The 16,901-nt window shown below is 60.5% G+C and carries 14 protein-coding genes; 7 read left to right on the top strand and 7 right to left on the bottom strand.

The window, feature by feature from the left end; all coding sequences use genetic code 11:
• Positions 1 to 119 precede the first annotated feature (119 nt).
• From purL to IEQ42_RS03130, 3 genes are all read left to right on the top strand, one after another.
• Positions 120 to 4,016, top strand: a complete 3,897-nt coding sequence (purL, locus tag IEQ42_RS03140) for a phosphoribosylformylglycinamidine synthase (protein WP_210702518.1) — start codon at positions 120 to 122, stop codon at positions 4,014 to 4,016.
• A gap of 5 nt (positions 4,017 to 4,021) precedes the next feature.
• Positions 4,022 to 4,333, top strand: a complete 312-nt coding sequence (locus tag IEQ42_RS03135) for a YqfO family protein (protein WP_210702517.1) — start codon at positions 4,022 to 4,024, stop codon at positions 4,331 to 4,333.
• 1,110 nt (positions 4,334 to 5,443) lie between these two features.
• Positions 5,444 to 5,803: a DUF6124 family protein gene (locus tag IEQ42_RS03130; protein WP_210702516.1), complete on the top strand. Its 360-nt coding sequence runs from the start codon at positions 5,444 to 5,446 to the stop codon at positions 5,801 to 5,803.
• A gap of 107 nt (positions 5,804 to 5,910) precedes the next feature.
• Here the strand turns inward: IEQ42_RS03130 and nagE are convergent, their stop codons facing one another.
• From nagE to IEQ42_RS03095, 7 genes are all read right to left on the bottom strand, one after another.
• Positions 5,911 to 7,626 (bottom strand): N-acetylglucosamine-specific PTS transporter subunit IIBC, encoded by a 1,716-nt coding sequence (gene nagE / locus IEQ42_RS03125; protein ID WP_210702515.1) that lies wholly within the window; start codon positions 7,624 to 7,626, stop codon positions 5,911 to 5,913.
• Between the two features lie 23 nt (positions 7,627 to 7,649).
• On the bottom strand, positions 7,650 to 10,163 hold the full coding sequence (ptsP, locus tag IEQ42_RS03120) for a phosphoenolpyruvate--protein phosphotransferase (protein WP_210702514.1): 2,514 nt from the start codon (positions 10,161 to 10,163) through the stop codon (positions 7,650 to 7,652).
• A 136-nt stretch (positions 10,164 to 10,299) separates the two neighbouring features.
• The gene (locus IEQ42_RS03115) at positions 10,300 to 11,322 is read right to left on the bottom strand and encodes an SIS domain-containing protein (protein ID WP_210702513.1); all 1,023 of its coding nucleotides are present in this window, start codon (positions 11,320 to 11,322) and stop codon (positions 10,300 to 10,302) included.
• Complete coding sequence (nagA, locus tag IEQ42_RS03110) at positions 11,303 to 12,409, bottom strand: N-acetylglucosamine-6-phosphate deacetylase (protein ID WP_042557810.1); 1,107 nt, start codon at positions 12,407 to 12,409, stop codon at positions 11,303 to 11,305. Before nagA ends, IEQ42_RS03115 begins: the two co-directional genes overlap by 20 nt.
• 24 nt (positions 12,410 to 12,433) lie before the next feature.
• Positions 12,434 to 13,174, bottom strand: a complete 741-nt coding sequence (locus IEQ42_RS03105; RefSeq protein WP_210702512.1) for a GntR family transcriptional regulator — start codon at positions 13,172 to 13,174, stop codon at positions 12,434 to 12,436.
• A gap of 282 nt (positions 13,175 to 13,456) precedes the next feature.
• Positions 13,457 to 13,972 (bottom strand): L,D-transpeptidase family protein, encoded by a 516-nt coding sequence (locus IEQ42_RS03100; protein WP_210702511.1) that lies wholly within the window; start codon positions 13,970 to 13,972, stop codon positions 13,457 to 13,459.
• Positions 13,973 to 14,070: 98 nt separating this feature from the next.
• Positions 14,071 to 14,622, bottom strand: coding sequence for an NUDIX hydrolase (locus tag IEQ42_RS03095; RefSeq protein WP_210702510.1), 552 nt, complete (start codon positions 14,620 to 14,622; stop codon positions 14,071 to 14,073).
• A 146-nt stretch (positions 14,623 to 14,768) separates the two neighbouring features.
• On the opposite strand from IEQ42_RS03095, the gene IEQ42_RS03090 reads away from it, so the two are divergent.
• The 4 genes from IEQ42_RS03090 (at position 14,769) to IEQ42_RS03075 (ending at position 16,806) form a co-directional block, all read left to right on the top strand.
• Positions 14,769 to 15,368 carry a CoA pyrophosphatase gene (locus IEQ42_RS03090; RefSeq protein ID WP_210702509.1) on the top strand — a complete coding sequence of 200 codons (600 nt, stop codon included), beginning with the start codon at positions 14,769 to 14,771 and terminating at the stop codon, positions 15,366 to 15,368.
• A gap of 50 nt (positions 15,369 to 15,418) precedes the next feature.
• Positions 15,419 to 15,943 (top strand): gamma carbonic anhydrase family protein, encoded by a 525-nt coding sequence (locus IEQ42_RS03085; RefSeq protein WP_034154816.1) that lies wholly within the window; start codon positions 15,419 to 15,421, stop codon positions 15,941 to 15,943.
• On the top strand, positions 15,940 to 16,149 hold the full coding sequence (locus IEQ42_RS03080) for a DUF1289 domain-containing protein (RefSeq protein WP_210702508.1): 210 nt from the start codon (positions 15,940 to 15,942) through the stop codon (positions 16,147 to 16,149). Before IEQ42_RS03085 ends, IEQ42_RS03080 begins: the two co-directional genes overlap by 4 nt.
• A gap of 189 nt (positions 16,150 to 16,338) precedes the next feature.
• Positions 16,339 to 16,806, top strand: a complete 468-nt coding sequence (locus IEQ42_RS03075) for a VUT family protein (protein ID WP_047299862.1) — start codon at positions 16,339 to 16,341, stop codon at positions 16,804 to 16,806.
• Positions 16,807 to 16,901 lie beyond the last annotated feature (95 nt).

The raw sequence follows: 16,901 nt of genomic DNA, 5'->3' as shown, positions 1-16,901 counted from the left end.
GCAGAAACACAGATCGACACCCGAGTGCAACCGTGCGTAGCGTTTCGGGTGATGTTGAGGGCGGTTTAGGCTAGAATGCACGGCCTCAAAGCACACCCCTTCCCGAGGCTGTCCCGAAGATGTTGATCCTGCGCGGCGCTCCTGCCCTTTCTGCCTTTCGCCACAGCAAACTCCTTGAGCAACTGAGCCAGAAAGTTTCGGCTGTCAGTGGCTTATATGCTGAATTCGCTCACTTCGCCGAAGTTACCGGCGTCCTGACCGGCGACGAACAGCAGGTGCTTGCGCGCCTTCTGAAGTACGGTCCAAGTGTTCCGGTTCAAGAGCCGACCGGCCGTCTGTTCCTGGTGTTGCCGCGGTTCGGTACCATCTCGCCATGGTCGAGCAAGGCCAGCGACATCGCCCGCAACTGCGGCCTGAGCAAGATCCAGCGTCTGGAGCGCGGCATCGCGTTCTACGTTGCCGGTCAGTTCAGCGACGCCCAAGCGCAGCAGATTGCTGATGTATTGCATGACCGCATGACGCAAATCGTCCTCGGCAACCTTGAGCAGGCAGCCGGTCTGTTCAGCCATGCCGAGCCGAAGCCGCTGACGGCGATCGACATCCTCGGCGGCGGTCGCGCCGCGCTGGAAAAGGCCAACACCGAACTGGGCCTGGCCCTGGCTGAAGACGAAATCGACTATCTGGTCAACGCCTTCAACGGTTTGAAGCGCAACCCGCACGACATCGAACTGATGATGTTCGCCCAGGCCAACTCCGAGCATTGCCGCCACAAGATCTTCAACGCCAGTTGGGATATTGATGGTGAAAACCAGGAAAAAAGCCTGTTCGGCATGATCAAGAACACCTACGTGATGCACAGCGAAGGCGTTCTGTCGGCTTATAAGGACAACGCCTCGGTGATCGTCGGCAACGTTGCCGGCCGTTTCTTCCCGAATCCTGAAACCCGCCAGTACGGCGCGGTGCAGGAGCCGGTGCACATCCTCATGAAGGTTGAAACCCACAACCACCCGACCGCGATTGCCCCGTTCCCGGGCGCATCCACCGGTTCTGGCGGCGAGATCCGTGACGAAGGCGCAACCGGTCGTGGCGCCAAGCCAAAGGCTGGCCTCACCGGTTTCACCGTATCCAACCTGCAGATCCCGGGCTTCGAACAGCCGTGGGAAGTGCCGTACGGCAAGCCTGAGCGCATCGTTACGGCCCTCGACATCATGATCGAAGGCCCGCTCGGCGGCGCCGCGTTCAACAACGAATTCGGTCGTCCGGCCCTGACGGGTTACTTCCGTACCTTCGAACAATCGATTACCACGCCGCACGGTGACGAAGTTCGCGGTTACCACAAGCCGATCATGCTGGCCGGCGGTATGGGTAACATTCGCGAAGAACACGTCAAGAAAGGCGAAATCGTCGTTGGCTCCAAGCTGATCGTGCTCGGCGGCCCGGCGATGTTGATCGGTCTGGGCGGCGGCGCGGCTTCCTCCATGGCCACCGGCACCAGCTCGGCGGATCTGGACTTCGCTTCCGTACAGCGTGAAAACCCTGAGATGGAGCGTCGTTGCCAGGAAGTGATCGACCGTTGCTGGCAATTGGGTGACAAGAACCCGATCAGCTTCATCCACGACGTCGGCGCGGGCGGTCTGTCCAACGCCTTCCCGGAACTGGTCAACGATGGCGAGCGCGGTGGCCGTTTCGAACTGCGCAATATTCCAAACGACGAGCCGGGCATGGCCCCGCACGAAATCTGGAGTAACGAATCCCAGGAACGCTACGTGCTGGCCGTGGGCCCTGAAGACTTCGCGCGCTTCCAGGCGATTTGCGAACGTGAGCGTTGCCCGTTTGCCGTCGTGGGTGAAGCCACCGCCGAACCGCAACTGACCGTCACCGACAGCCACTTCGGTAACAACCCGGTGGACATGCCACTGGAAGTGTTGCTGGGCAAAGCCCCGCGCATGCACCGTTCGGTTGTTCGTGAAGCCGAGTTGGGTGATGACTTCGATCCGTCGAATCTCGACATCACCGAAAGCATCGAACGCGTTCTGCATCACCCGGCTGTTGCGAGCAAGAGCTTCCTGATCACCATCGGCGACCGCACCATCACCGGCCTCGTTGCCCGTGACCAAATGGTCGGCCCATGGCAGGTTCCGGTGGCCGACGTTGCCGTGACCGCCACCAGTTTCGACGTTTACACCGGTGAAGCGATGGCGATGGGCGAGCGCACTCCGCTGGCTCTGCTGGACGCTCCGGCGTCGGGCCGCATGGCCATCGGTGAAACCCTGACCAACATTGCCGCTTCGCGCATCAACAAGATCTCCGACATCAAACTGTCGGCGAACTGGATGTCCGCTGCCGGCCACCCTGGAGAAGATGCACGTCTGTACGACACCGTGAAAGCGGTCGGCATGGAACTGTGCCCTGAGCTGGGCATCACCATTCCGGTGGGCAAGGACTCGATGTCCATGGCCACGCGCTGGAATGACAACGGTGAAGAAAAAACCGTGACCTCGCCGATGTCGTTGATCGTGACCGGTTTCGCGCCAGTGGCTGACATCCGTCAGACCCTGACCCCGGAACTGCGCATGGACAAGGGCACCACCGACCTGATCCTGATCGACCTCGGTCGCGGTCAGAACCGCATGGGCGCCTCGATCCTCGCTCAGGTGAACGGCAAGCTCGGCTCGCAAGCGCCGGACGTCGATGATGCTGAAGATCTCAAAGCCTTCTTCGCCGTGATCCAGGGCCTCAACGCCGACGGTCACCTGCTGGCTTACCACGACCGTTCCGACGGTGGTCTGCTGACCAGCGTCGTGGAAATGGCCTTCGCCGGTCACTGCGGTCTGAGCCTGAACCTTGACGGTTTGGCTGAAACCTCGGCTGACATCGCCGCGATCCTGTTCAACGAAGAACTGGGTGCGGTGATCCAGGTTCGTCAGGACGCCACGCCGGATATCCTCGCGCAGTTCAGCGCTGCCGGTCTGGGCGACTGCGTGTCGGTGATCGGTCAGCCAATGAACAACGGCCAGATCAACATCACCTTCAACGGTGACACCGTGTTCGAAGGCCAGCGTCGTTTGCTGCAACGTACCTGGGCTGAGACCAGCTACCAGATCCAGCGTCTGCGCGACAACGCCGACTGCGCCGAACAAGAGTTCGACGTGCTGCTCGAAGAAGACAACCCGGGCCTGAGCGTCAAGCTGAGCTACGACGTCAATCAGGACATCGCCGCGCCTTACATCAAGAAAGGCATTCGCCCACAGGTTGCCGTGCTGCGTGAGCAGGGCGTCAACGGTCAGGTGGAAATGGCCGCCGCGTTCGACCGCGCCGGTTTCAACGCGATCGACGTGCACATGAGCGACATTCTGGCCGGCCGTGTCGACCTGAACGAGTTCAAAGGCCTGGTGGCTTGCGGCGGTTTCTCCTACGGCGACGTACTCGGCGCCGGTGAGGGCTGGGCCAAGTCGGCACTGTTCAACAGCCGCGCCCGCGATGCGTTCCAGGGTTTCTTCGAGCGCAACGACAGCTTCACCCTCGGCGTGTGCAACGGTTGCCAGATGATGTCCAACCTCCACGAGCTGATTCCGGGCAGCGAGTTCTGGCCGCATTTCGTGCGCAACCGCTCCGAGCAGTTCGAAGCGCGTGTGGCGATGGTGCAGGTTCAGGAGTCGAACTCGATCTTCCTGCAAGGCATGGCCGGTTCGCGTATGCCGATCGCCATCGCTCATGGTGAAGGTCACGCCGAGTTCTCCAGCGAAGAAGCACTGCTGGAAGCCGATCTGTCCGGTTGCGTGGCGATGCGTTTCGTCGACAACCACGGCAAGGTCACTGAATCGTATCCGGCCAACCCGAACGGTTCGCCGCGCGGGATTACCGGTCTCACCAGCCGTGATGGCCGTGTGACGATCATGATGCCGCACCCGGAACGTGTGTTCCGTGCCGTGCAGAACTCGTGGCGTTCGGAAGACTGGAATGAAGACGCACCTTGGATGCGTATGTTCCGTAATGCTCGCGTTTGGGTGAACTGAGGCCTGTGTACAAGCTGGCGTTTTTCGTTCCTGACAGTCATGTCGAGGTGGTCAAAGGGGCTGTGTTCGCTGCCGGTGGTGGGCGGATCGGTGACTATGACCACTGTGCCTGGCAGGTGCTCGGGTCTGGTCAGTTTCGGCCTTTGGACGGTAGTCAGCCGTTCATCGGTGAGGCGGGGCGGGTCGAGCAGGTTGAGGAATGGAAGGTTGAGCTTGTTGTTGCGGATGAGTTGATTGTTGCTGTTGTGGCGGCTTTGAAGCTTAGTCATCCGTACGAGACGCCGGCTTATGAAGTGTGGCGGCTGGAAGATTTCTGATCTTCTGCGCTGCTGAACAGGAAACCCGCAGATGAGTGATTGTCTGCGGGTTTTTTGTTGCCTGCGATTTTGTGTGTTAACTCATCCCACTGTGGGAGCTGGCTTGCCAGCGATGGCGCCCTGACAGGCGACCATGTTCTGGCTGGCTGTCTGAATATCCGTTTCTTCGGGTGCTGCGGCTGGCGGTTCCGCCCTTACGGCGGGTCACTTTTGACAAACGCCTCAAAAGTAACCAAAAACGCTTGCCCCAACGTTCGGCCCACTCGCTGAGGCTCGGGGTTCCTTCGCTCCGGGATTGATCCGGGGGGCATCGTCTCCGGTTTGCTTCGCTGCACCTCCTCTCGATGTGTTTGGCTTCGCCAAACGGTCGCTGCGCTCCCACCCCCGGATGAATCCCTCCGCTCAGCCTGCCGACGGGGTCGGTGAATCAAGATCAAGAGCTGCAGCCGAGCTAACGCTCATCCTGTTGAGTGGTGGAAAAGCATGGGATCGGCTTTCGTTCTGTGTTGGGGCTGCGCCTCATCGGAACGCCGCCCGCCCAGCCCTCTTCCGAGGGAGAGGGGACCGATTTTTGGGCTTTTCAAACTTGAGTTTGGCTCGTGGAGAGGGGGCCCATTTGTGGGCTTTCAGATCTGAGTTTGGTTTGGGGTGAGGGGGCCGATTTGTGGGCTTTCAAAACCTGAGTTTGGCTCGGTATTTCACGTCGGCGTATCTCGCCCAAACACCTCGGTCAGTCCCCTCTCCCTTTGGGAGAGGGCTAGGGTGAGGGTTTGCTTTTGGCTGTTTAACGATGTGTCTAATAACCCGAACCTTCCCACAAGGTTTTCAGGTTGTCCGTCGGACGTCAGGTCTCTAGTCTTTTGTTGTCACCGCGAATCGGTGATCGGGTGTGAGAACCCGGTAAGAGGTTTTAATCAAACGTCAGTAGCACCATAATCGCCGCCAGCTCATTTGCTGCCGGTAATGTTCTATGGCGGCTGTGTGCGGGCGGACTTCGGTTCGGCCGGGTTGATCTCTTACCGGTTTCTCACTCCGCACATAGCTGCCACCTCTTCGTCGCGTGAGAAACGACCAGTGATGGCTTCAATCATTTGATTAGAGATCATTGCAATGACCAAGCCCGTCCCCGACCCACCCGAAACCAAAACCCCACTCGAAGAGGCCCTGCGCGCCGAAGAGCAGGCCCGAAACCGCGAAGCCATCAAGCGCGCCCTCGACTTCTATCTGTGCCCCGAACCCGCCAAGCCCCGACGACCGAGCACCATGTTCATGGTCTGCCCGCAGGTCGACACTGAAAGCCTGCTCGCTCACGCCGTTGAATCGTTGGCCAGCGCCAGCACCGCCGCCAGCAACTTCGCCAATGAGCTAAGCGGTTCTCAGCGCAGTACGGCGTTAGGCATCCAGCAAATCGTCATGCTCGCCGAGCTGGTGGTAAACCGAGCGCTGGATCGAGTCGACCCGCAAACCTGACGACCGTGTCACCGTGCATCGCCAGCAGGCTTGCTCCCACAGTTTGAAACACATGCCCCTGTGGGAGCTGGCTTGCCAGCGATGAGGCCAGTCCAGACACCAGACGTCTAAACCTTGGCACTCACCTCACTGCGACTGACCAAAGCCTCAATCGCCCCGCTCAAACTCGCGGCCTTATCCCCCACCAGCAAATGCCAAACCCCACCTTCCAACTGGCTGACACCCTGACAACCCAGCTCTTTCAACTGCGCCTCGGACAGTGCTTTGCCATCCGCCAGCAACAGACGAATCCGGCTCATGGCAATGCAATCCAGTTGCAGCACATTGGCGCCGCCGCCCAGGGCATTCAGCCATTTCTGTGCCTCGGCGCCCGCGACCATCACTGCTTTTGGCTCTTCGAGAACTGCAACAGATTCGGCAATAACAGCACGGCCAAATGCCGGCATCGCCAAGCGAATTTCATCGGCAATGCTGTCGGCCAGCGGCCCGACCACCACCTGCAAACTCCCACCTTTACCCGGACGCACAACGGCCATCGCACCCAGCGCTTTCAGATCAGCATCCGACGCCTTGTTGCGATCAACCATCTCCAGTCGCAATCGCGTGGTGCAAGCGCCGACAGTCAGCAGGTTTTCAGCGCCGCCCAATGCCTTGATGTAGGCACTGGCGCGCTCGTTTTCAGTCAGTACGGCTTTCTCACTGACAGCGACATCTTCTCGGCCCGGCGTTTTCAGATTGAAGCGACGAATGCAGAAATCAAACACTCCGTAATAGACGACCGCATAAGCCAGGCCGACAGGAAACACCAGCCAACCGTTGGTGGATTTGCCCCAGCCGAGAATCATGTCGATGAAGCCGCCAGAGAAGGTAAAGCCCAAATGAATATTCAGCGCATTGGTGATCGCCATCGACAACCCGGTCAGCAACGCATGCAGCAGATACAGCAGCGGCGCCAGAAACATGAAGGCGAATTCAATCGGCTCAGTCACCCCGGTCAGGAATGAAGTCAGGGCCATCGACAGGAAAATCCCGCCCATGACTTTGCGCCGTTCCGGCAGGGCGTTTCGGTACATCGCCAGGCACGCGGCGGGCAGGCCGAAGATCATCATCGGGAACATGCCGGTCATGAACTGGCCGCCCTTCGGATCGCCGGCGAAGTAGCGCGACAGGTCACCGGTCACCAGTGCCCCGGTGGTCGGGTCGGTGAAGTTGCCGAACACAAACCACGCCATGTTGTTGAGGATGTGGTGCAGGCCGGTGACGATCAGCAGGCGGTTGAACACGCCGAAGACGAACGCGCCGATGCTGCCGCTTTCCATCATCAAGGCGCCGAAAGCGTTGATGCCGTGCTGGATCGGCGGCCAGATGTAGCCGAACACCACGCCCAGGCCGACGGCCGCGAACCCGGTGACAATCGGCACGAACCGCCGGCCACCGAAGAACGCCAGATACTCCGGCAGCTTGATGTCCTTGAAGCGGTTGTACAGTGCGCCGGCCATCAGGCCGCTGACGATCCCGGCGAGCATGCCCATGTTGATGCTCGCATCGAGCACTTTAAGGGTGGATATCATCACCAGATAACCGATCACCCCGGCCAGGCCCGCCGTGCCGTTGTTGTCCTTGGCGAAACCGACTGCGATGCCGATGGCGAAGATCATTGCCAGGTTGGCGAAGATCACCTGGCCGGCGTCGTGAATGATCGCGATGTTCAGCAGATCGGTGTCACCCAGACGCAGCAGCAGGCCGGCGATTGGCAGGATCGCAATCGGCAGCATCAGCGCGCGGCCCAGGCGTTGCAGGCCTTCGATGAAGAGTTGATACATGGCGGTTCTCCTTCTTGTTGTTATTAGCGCAGAGGCCAGTGTTGGTGGCAGGCGTGACGCACCGCGGCGGCGCTGCTCAGCTTGAGCAGGTCGCGGGCGAGGCGTTGGCATTCGGCTTGGTGCAACTGACGCACGCGATCCTTGATTTCACCGATCTGCACCGGGCTCACCGACAATTCGGTGACGCCGAGGCCGATCAACACCGGCGTCGCCAGCGGGTCAGAGGCAAGGGCGCCGCAGACACCGACCCAACGCTTGTGCACCGCCGCGCCTTCGCAGGTCATGGCGATCAGGCGCAATAGCGCGGGGTGCAAGGCGTCGACCCGTGCGGCGAGGCCGGCGTGGTCGCGATCCATGGCCAAGGTGTATTGGGACAGATCGTTGGTGCCGATGGACAGGAAGTCTGCGTGTTCGGCCAGTTGCTCGGCTTGCAATGCGGCGGCGGGGACTTCGATCATCACGCCGATTTCCGGGCGTTGAGTGATGTTCAGTTCAAGACACAACGCGTCGACGCGATCACGGATGTGCAGCAGCTCATCGACTTCAGTGACCATCGGCAACAGGATCCGGCAACGCTGCAACGGGCTGACTTGCAGCAGCGCGCGCAGTTGCTGATCAAGGATTTCCGGCCGTGCCTGAGCCAGACGAATACCGCGCAGACCCAGCACCGGATTGGCTTCGGTGGGCAGCGGCAGATAGTCGAGTTGCTTGTCGCCGCCGACGTCGATGGTGCGGATGATCACTGATTTGTCACCCATCGCATCGATGACGGCTTGATAGGCAAAGCGTTGTTCTTCGACGTCCGGTGCGGTCTGGCGATCAACGAAAAGGAATTCGGTACGCAGCAGGCCGACGCCATCGGCGCCGTTGGCGAAGGCGTCTGCAGCTTCAGCGCTTGAGGCGACATTGGCGACGACTTCGATGCCCACACCGTTGCGGGTTTCGGCCGGCAGATGCGCTTTGGCTTGCTGCGCATCGCGGCGTTGCTGGCGGTCGATTTGCGCTTGTTGGACTTCGGCCATTCGATCAGCGCTCGGCGTCAGTTCGAGCCGACCGCCATCGGCATCCAGCACCACCGCTTGGCCTTGCGGTTGATCGAGCAGTGCTGAACCTAGTGCAACCATGCATGGCAGACCTTTGCCGCGCGCCAGAATTGCCACGTGAGAAGTCGCGCCGCCCTCGGCCATGCACAAACCGGCCACACCTTGCGCGCTGAGTTGCAGCAGATCCGACGGCGTCAGTTCATGGGCAGCGACGATGGCGCCGGCCGGTACATCGTAGTGCCAGGCCTCGCCGAGCAGGGCGCGCAACACGCGTTGCTTGAGGTCGCGCAGATCGTTGGCGCGTTCGGCCAGCAGCGCGCTGCCGGTGTGTTGCAGCACTTCGCACTGGACATCAATCGACTGGCTCCAGGCGTGCGTTGCTGCGCTGCCCTGGTCGATGGATTGCTGTGCAGCGTCGAGCAGGGCCGGGTCTTCCAGCAATGCCAGATGCGCGGCGAAGATGGCTTCTTCGTCGGCGTTACGTTGTTTTATCGCCTGGGCAAGGGTGCCGTTGATTTCGTTGCGCACCTGAATCAGCGCAGTCTCAAGTTTCTGCTGCTGTTCCAGCAGATCGTTATTGCCGGCGTCCACTGGCAAGTTGATGGTGTTCAAACGAAACAATGGCCCACCGACCAAACCCGGTGCGGCGCAAACACCCTGCAATACGCCAGCCTCGGCCGGGCGCTTGGGGGATGCAACGCGCACAGGTGCGGCGGCGTGATGATCATCCGGCAGTGCGGTGGCCAATGCGCAGAGCAACGCTTGCAGCGCGGCTTCGGCGTCCGGTCCCTGACAGCTGACTTGCACTTCATCCTGCTCGCCGATCGCCAGCGCCATCAACCCGATCAGGCTGTTGCACGGCGCCGATTTGCCGGCGAAATGCAGCTGCGACTGGCTTTTGAAACCTTGCGCCGTTTGACGAATCAGCGCCGCGGGGCGCGCATGCACACCGCCTCGATGCGCGACAAGCACATGACCGTTAACCTCAGGCCCGCCGATCTCTTGCGCATTCGCCGCCGAAGCGTTGCGCGCCACGATGTGCAGCAACGGCTCACCGACTTTCACCGCTTTCAGGGTGATCGGCAGCACCTGGAAATCCTGGCTGTTGGTCAGGATCAACAGGCTGACCAGGCTTTTGCACTGCTGGCCGACTTTGTCCAGGTCGTAGCGCAACAGCGGCTGACCGTTGCTGACCCGCACGCCTTCCTTGACCAGCATCGAGAAGCCTTCGCCGTTCAGTTCAACGGTGTCGAGGCCCAGGTGCAGAAGGATTTCCGCGCCATTGTCGGCGCGCACGGTGAGGGCGTGGCCGGTGCGGGCGACGTGAATGATCACCCCGGCGCATGGCGAATACAGGGTGTCGTTGAGTGGATCGATGGCAATGCCATCGCCCATCGCACCGCTGGCGAACACCGCGTCCGGGACTTTGGCGAGCGTGAGCACCGGGCCGCTGAGCGGGGCGCTGAGGGTCAGCTCTTTATTGTTGTTTTGCATGGCTCGGTCTCATCAGGAAATTCGCTGGCCCCTGTAGGAGCTGCCGAAGGCTGCGATCTTTTGATCTTGTTTTTCGGGACGTCAACATCAAAAGATCGCAGCCTGCGGCAGCTCCTACAGAGTTGTGTATCTGTGGTTAATGCGTGCGCGTCACTTTGCTCAGGTGGCGCGGTTGATCCGGGTCCATGCCTCGGGCCACGGCTAAACCTGCGGCCATCACGTAGAAACTCTGGATGGCCAGAATCGGGTCTAGGGCCGGGTGTTCGGCGCGGGTCAGGGTCAGGTCGCGTTCGCTCACGTCATCCGGTGCGGCCAGCAATACGCGAGCACCGCGTTGACGCATTTCGGCTGCCAGGCTCAGCAGCCCGGCCTGTTCGGCACCGCGTGGAGCGAACACCAACAGTGGATAGTGCTCGTCAATCAGCGCCATCGGGCCGTGACGCACTTCGGCGCTGCTGAACGCTTCGGCCTGGATCGCCGAGGTTTCCTTGAACTTCAATGCCGCTTCCTGGGCAATGGCAAAACCGGCGCCACGGCCGATGACCATCAGGCGTTCGCAATCGCGCAGGGCGTCGATGGCCACGCTCCAGTCCTGCTGGGCTGCTGCACGCAAGCCTTCGGGCAGGGCGTTGTGCGCCTCAAGCAGTTCGCTGTCTTCTTTCCAGTGCGCGATCAAACGGGCGCTGGCGCTGAGGGTGGCGATGAAACTCTTGGTCGCGGCGACGCTGCTTTCGGTGCCGGCGAGCAGCGGCACGCTGAATTCGCACGCGGCTTCCAGTGGCGAATCGGCGGCGTTGACGATGGAAACGCTGAGTGCGCCACGTTTGCGCAGCAGACGCAGACTGTTGACCAGATCCGGGCTCTGACCCGATTGCGAGAAGGCAAAAGCGACTTGGCCGCTGACCTTCAACGGCGCCTGCTGCATGGTCACCACCGACATCGGCAACGACGCCACGGGCACGCCCAGTTGCTGCATGGTCAGGTAGGCAAAGTAGCTCGCCGCGTGGTCGGAGCTGCCGCGCGCAACGGTCATTGCCACTTGCGGCGGCTGACGGCGCAGGCGCCCGGCGATCTCGATCAGTTGCGGGTCGAGCTGTTGCAGCTGGGCTTGCACGGCCTCGAACGAGGACAGCGCCTCCTCAAGCATTTTTGAAGTCAATGTCTTCTCCTTCGACCATGACGGCGGTCAGTGTGAGTGAGCGATCCAGCCGCACGCAGTCGGCCCAGGCGCCCGGTTCAAGGCGCCCGCGTTCGGTGATGCCGAGGTAGTCGGCGGGGAATTGCGAAAGACGTTGCGAAGCCTCGGCAATCGGCAAACCGATCTTCACCAGATTGCGCAGGGCCTGATCCATGGTCAGCGTGCTGCCGGCCAGCGTGCCGTCAGGCAGGCGCACGCCGCCCAGGCATTTGGTCACGGTGTGGCTGCCGAGCTTGTATTCACCGTCGGGCATGCCGGCGGCGGCGGTCGAATCAGTGACGCAGTACAGGCACGGGATCGAACGCAGGGCGACGCGGATGGCGCCGGGATGCACGTGCAGCAAATCCGGAATCAGCTCGGCGAATGTTGCGTGGGCCAGTGCCGCGCCAACTATCCCAGGTTCGCGGTGATGCAGCGGGCTCATGGCGTTGTACAAATGGGTGAAGCTGGTCGCGCCGGCGTCCAGTGCGGCGACGCCTTCCTCGTAACTGCCGAGGGTGTGGCCGATCTGCATGCGGATGCCGCGACTGCTGAGTTCACGAATCAAAGCGTCGTGGCCGGCGATTTCCGGAGCGATGGTGATCACGCGAATCGGCGCCAGCGCCAGATATTCTTCGACCTCGGCCATCAACGCGGTGTGGGCAAAGTTCGGTTGGGCGCCGAGTTTGCCGGGATTGATATACGGGCCTTCAAGGTGCACGCCGAGTACTCGTGCGCTGCCTTTGGGCCGCTGCTCGCAGAACTCGCCGACCTCTTTCAAGACGCTGGAAATCTCTGCGCTCGGTGCGGTCATGGTGGTGGCCAGCAGCGAGGTGGTGCCGAATCGCACGTGGGTTTTGGTAATGGTTTCGAAAGCGCTGGCGCCTTCCATGATGTCTTTGCCACCGCCGCCATGAACGTGCAGGTCGATGAAGCCTGGCAGTAGATACGGCAGGTCGTTGTCTGCCGGATCGCAGGGCTCGCCTTCGATCGACACGACTTTGCCGTGTTCGTGAATCAGCCGGCCGCGAACCCAGCCGCTGGCGGTGAGGATGTTGTCTTCGGACATTTTGGTTCTCGCTTATGGCTGCTCTTAACGACGCAGCTCTGCAACAAAGTCGTAGTAGTCGTTGCGGCAATAGGTGTCGGTGACTTCGATCGGCGTGTTGTCTTCCAGATAGCCGACCCGCGTCATCAGCAGCATGGCGGTGCCGGGGGCGATGCCGACCAGGGCGGCGAACTCGTCCGAGGCGTTGATCGCCTGAATGTGCTGCAAGGCGCGGACGATCGGTTTGCCGATGCCGTCGAGGTATTCGTAGAGCGAATCGCCCACCGCTTGCGGCTTGGGCATGATCGAGGCGGGCAGGGTGCTCATCTCGATGGCCATCACGGTGTCGTCGGCTTTGCGCAGGCGTTTCATGCGCGCGACTTTGTCGTTCGGCGACAGGCTGAGGCGGATCAGTTCTTCGTGGGTCGGCAGGGTGATTTCTCGCTCCAGCCATTGCGAACTGGGCACGAAGCCCTTGAGGCGGAGCATTTCACTGAAGCCGGAAAGGCGTGAAAGAGGTTGTTCCAGGCGTGGGGTGATGAACGTGCCGGAACCTTGCAAGCGCCGGATCAGGCCTTGGTCGAACAACACTTCCAGCGCCTTGCGTGCGGTGACTCGGGAGATGCCGAGCTGCTCGCTGAGATTGCGCTCCGAAGGCATTGCCTGTTCGGCTTTCCACTGACCGGAATGAATCGCCGCTTCCAGGTTGCGCGCCAGTTGCAGGTACAGCGGCGTCGGCTGGGAGTCATCGGGGCGTAGGACGTGGAGGTCATTCAGGTCGGTCATTTCCGGCGCGAGTATTGGATTGTAGTGGCTCGCTTGTGGGGCGGAAATTAATACCACTTGAATACCATGTCAACGCAGTGAAATGGCCATTAGGCCAATGAAATGGCGGGTTTTGGGTCGGTGGGCTTTAAGTGGTATTAGGGCTGGACTGTAAAACGCAAAAGATCGCAGTCTGCGGCAGCTCCTACAGTAGGAAGTGGTATCAACCCTGTAGGAGCTGCCGCAGGCTGCGATCTTTTGATTTATTTTTTTCAGGAGTGACCAATGGTCACTATTAATGGCTTAAGGGCGGATTTCGATCATCGTGCCGTCCGGCACCAGTCTCCACACTTCGCGCATATCGACGTTGCGCATGGCGATGCAGCCGTCGGTCCAGTCCAGGGTGTGCAGCAGGTCTTCGGGGTTTTCTTCCGTGTCCGGCGTGCCGTGAATCATGATCATCCCGCCAGGCTCGACGCCTTCACGGCGGGCGCGGGCCGAATCAGTGATGTTCGGGTAGGAAATGTGCATCGACAGGTTGAATTTCTCGCTGGTCTTGCGCCAGTCGATCCAATAGAAACCTTCAGGCGTGCGTTTGTCGCCTTCGATCAGTTTCGGCCCTTTTTTCGCGCCCTTGCCAAGCGAGATGCGGTAGGTCTTGAACGGCTTGCCGTCGGCAATCAACTGCAGTCGATGAGCCGATTTGAGCACCAGGACTTTTTCGATCATCGGGGTATTTGAAGGCGTCACGGTGGTCACGAATGACGCTTGCGAGACCATAGCGAACGACAGGCAGAACAGGGCAAGCAACCAGCGCATTGAAACGATTCCCCAGGGAGTGACGCAAATATGACGTTAAGTGTAGGAGCTGCCGCAGGCTGCGATCTTTTGATCTTCTAGCCGGTGCCGTCGCCGGATCAAATAATGACCGGCTGGGCCAGCGGCGGAATCGATTCGGAACGAACCGGGTAGGTCTCGGCGCGCCGATCCGCGAAGAAGCATTCTAAAGTACGCCCCACCGTGCGGAAAGCCAGCTCGTCCCATGGAATGTCGGCCTCGTCGAACAGCTGCACTTCCAGGCTCTCGGGGCCGGCAGAAAACTCCGGCTCGGCCAGCTCGGCGCGGAAGAACACATGCACCTGACTGATGTGCGGCACGTCGATCAGGGTATAGATGCTCAGGTTGCGCACCCGGGCGCAGGCTTCCTCGGCGGTTTCGCGGATCGCGGCCTGCTCGATGGTCTCGCCGTTTTCCATGAAACCGGCGGGCAGGGTCCAGTAACCGAGGCGCGGTTCGATGGCGCGGCGACAGAGCAGCACTTTAGTACCCCAGGACGCGACACAGCCAGCGACGATGTTGGGGTTTTGATAGTGAATGGTCTGACAGCTGTCACAGACAAATCGCAGTCGCGAGTCGCCCTCGGGAATGCGCTGGGTCACCGGGTTACCGCAATGGCTGCAAAATTTCATGCTTGGGTTCCTGAAGGCTGCGCCTATCTTGGCGTGCAGCGGTGTCGGTCGGCAAGTTGTCGTTTCGCGACATGGTCCCTTGAGGGGGTTGGGCGGCTGCAATGATTGGTGCATGATGCAGGGTAAGGCACAGATCGAGAACACTCATGCTGGACGAGCTACTGCATAGGGTAAGCAACCACACACCGCGCACGCTGGAGACCGACAAACGTTTTCCGGAGGCCGCCGTTCTGGTGCCGATCACCCGCAGTGACGAGCCGGAACTGGTGCTGACCCTGCGGGCCAGCGGCCTCTCGACCCACGGCGGCGAAGTTGCGTTCCCCGGCGGGCGTCGCGACCCGGAAGACCCCGATCTGATCTTCACCGCGTTGCGCGAAGCCGAAGAAGAAATCGGTCTGCCGCCAGGACTGGTCGAAGTGATCGGTCCGCTCAGTCCGCTGATCTCCCTGCACGGCATCAAAGTCACGCCTTATGTCGCCGTCATCCCCGATTTTGTCGAATACCAGCCCAACGATGCAGAAATTGCCGCCGTGTTCAGCGTCCCGCTGGAATTTTTCCGTACAGATCCCCGTGAGCACACCCATCGCATCGACTATCAGGGCCGCAGTTGGTATGTGCCGAGCTATCGATTCGGTGAGTACAAGATCTGGGGGCTGACGGCGATCATGATCGTCGAGTTGATCAATCTGCTCTATGACGCGAAAATCAGCCTGCATCAGCCGCCTAAAAGTTTTATCCACACCTGAAATCATAGCCATCGTTCGAATGGCCACCCGTGAGCCCTGAGGAAAACAAGATGAAATACCGCTTGGGCGACGCCCGTGTCGAGACCCATCCACAGAGCTGGGTCGCCCCCAACGCTGTACTGGTGGGCAAGGTCAAGCTGGAAGAGGGCGCCAACGTCTGGTTCAACGCCGTACTGCGTGGCGACAACGAGCTGATCCTGATCGGCAAGAACAGCAACGTGCAAGATGGCACGGTAATGCACACGGACATGGGCTTCCCCCTGACCATCGGCACCGGTGTGACCATTGGCCATAACGCCATGTTGCACGGCTGTACGGTTGGCGATTACAGCTTGATTGGCATCAACGCGGTGATCCTCAATGGCGCGAAGATCGGCAAAAACTGCATCATCGGCGCCAATTCGCTGATTGGTGAAGGCAAGGAAATTCCCGATGGCTCGCTGGTCATGGGTTCGCCGGGCAAAGTCGTGCGTGAGCTGACCGAGCCGCAGAAGAAAATGCTCGAAGCCAGCGCCGCCCACTATGTGCACAACTCTCAGCGTTATGCCCGCGATCTGGTTGAGCAGGAGGAATGACTACGCCCGAAAGACCAGTCGCCTCGCCGTGCGTGAATATTTGTGCGCTGGATGAGGCTGATATTTGCACCGGGTGCCAGCGTACGGTTGAGGAGATTACGCGCTGGAGCCGTATGAATAACGATGAGCGGCGGGCGGTGTTGGGGTTGTGTCATGAGCGGGCGAAGGCGAGTGGGTTGGTTTGGATGATGCCTTCGAAATCGTGATCGATTCGAGTGACCGAGGTGTCTTTCGCCATACGCCGACCTGATATACCGAGCCGAGCGCCGGATTTGAAACGCGCGAAGATCTGCTCCCTTTCCCCCTCGCCCCCCTGGGGGAGAGGGCTGGGGTGAGGGGGTGGCTCTTGATCTACCGCTCCAGTAACCTGTGCGCCAATCTGACAGGTCGCCCCCATGATTTTCCTCATCGCCTACATCAGCAGCGTTGTACTCATCAACTTCGCTTTCTCCACCGCGCCACACCTGGACATCATCTGGTCGGCATGGGGCGGTCTGGTGTTCGTGCTGCGGGACATGGTGCAAACCCGATTCGGCCATGGCGCAATCGTTGCCATGCTGGCAGCGCTGGTGTTGTCCTACGTCACGTCCGATCCGTCCATCGCTCTGGCCAGCGCCACGGCGTTCGCGGTCTCCGAATGCATCGACTGGCTGGTCTTCAGCATCACCAAGCGCCCATTGCGCGACCGGTTGTGGATCAGTTCGGCGCTGAGCATTCCCCTCGACACCTTCATCTTTTTCGGCATGATCGACGCCCTGACGCCGCCAGTGATCATCACCGCGCTGGTCTCGAAGTTTGCTGGCGTCACCGCCGTCTGGTTGATCATGGCCTGGCGCGATCGCAAACAGGCCGTCGCCAGCTGAAGCCAAACCCTCGGGTTCATGTAAAATGCCGCGCTTTCTCCCCACGGAAAGCGCGCATGGCGACGCTTTCCTCGATGATCCGCTTCTTTGAGGAC

Source organism: Pseudomonas iridis (assembly GCF_017980685.1).
Classification (GTDB): Bacteria; Pseudomonadota; Gammaproteobacteria; order Pseudomonadales; family Pseudomonadaceae; genus Aquipseudomonas; species Aquipseudomonas iridis.
This window is presented reverse-complemented; position numbering and strand designations above follow the sequence as displayed.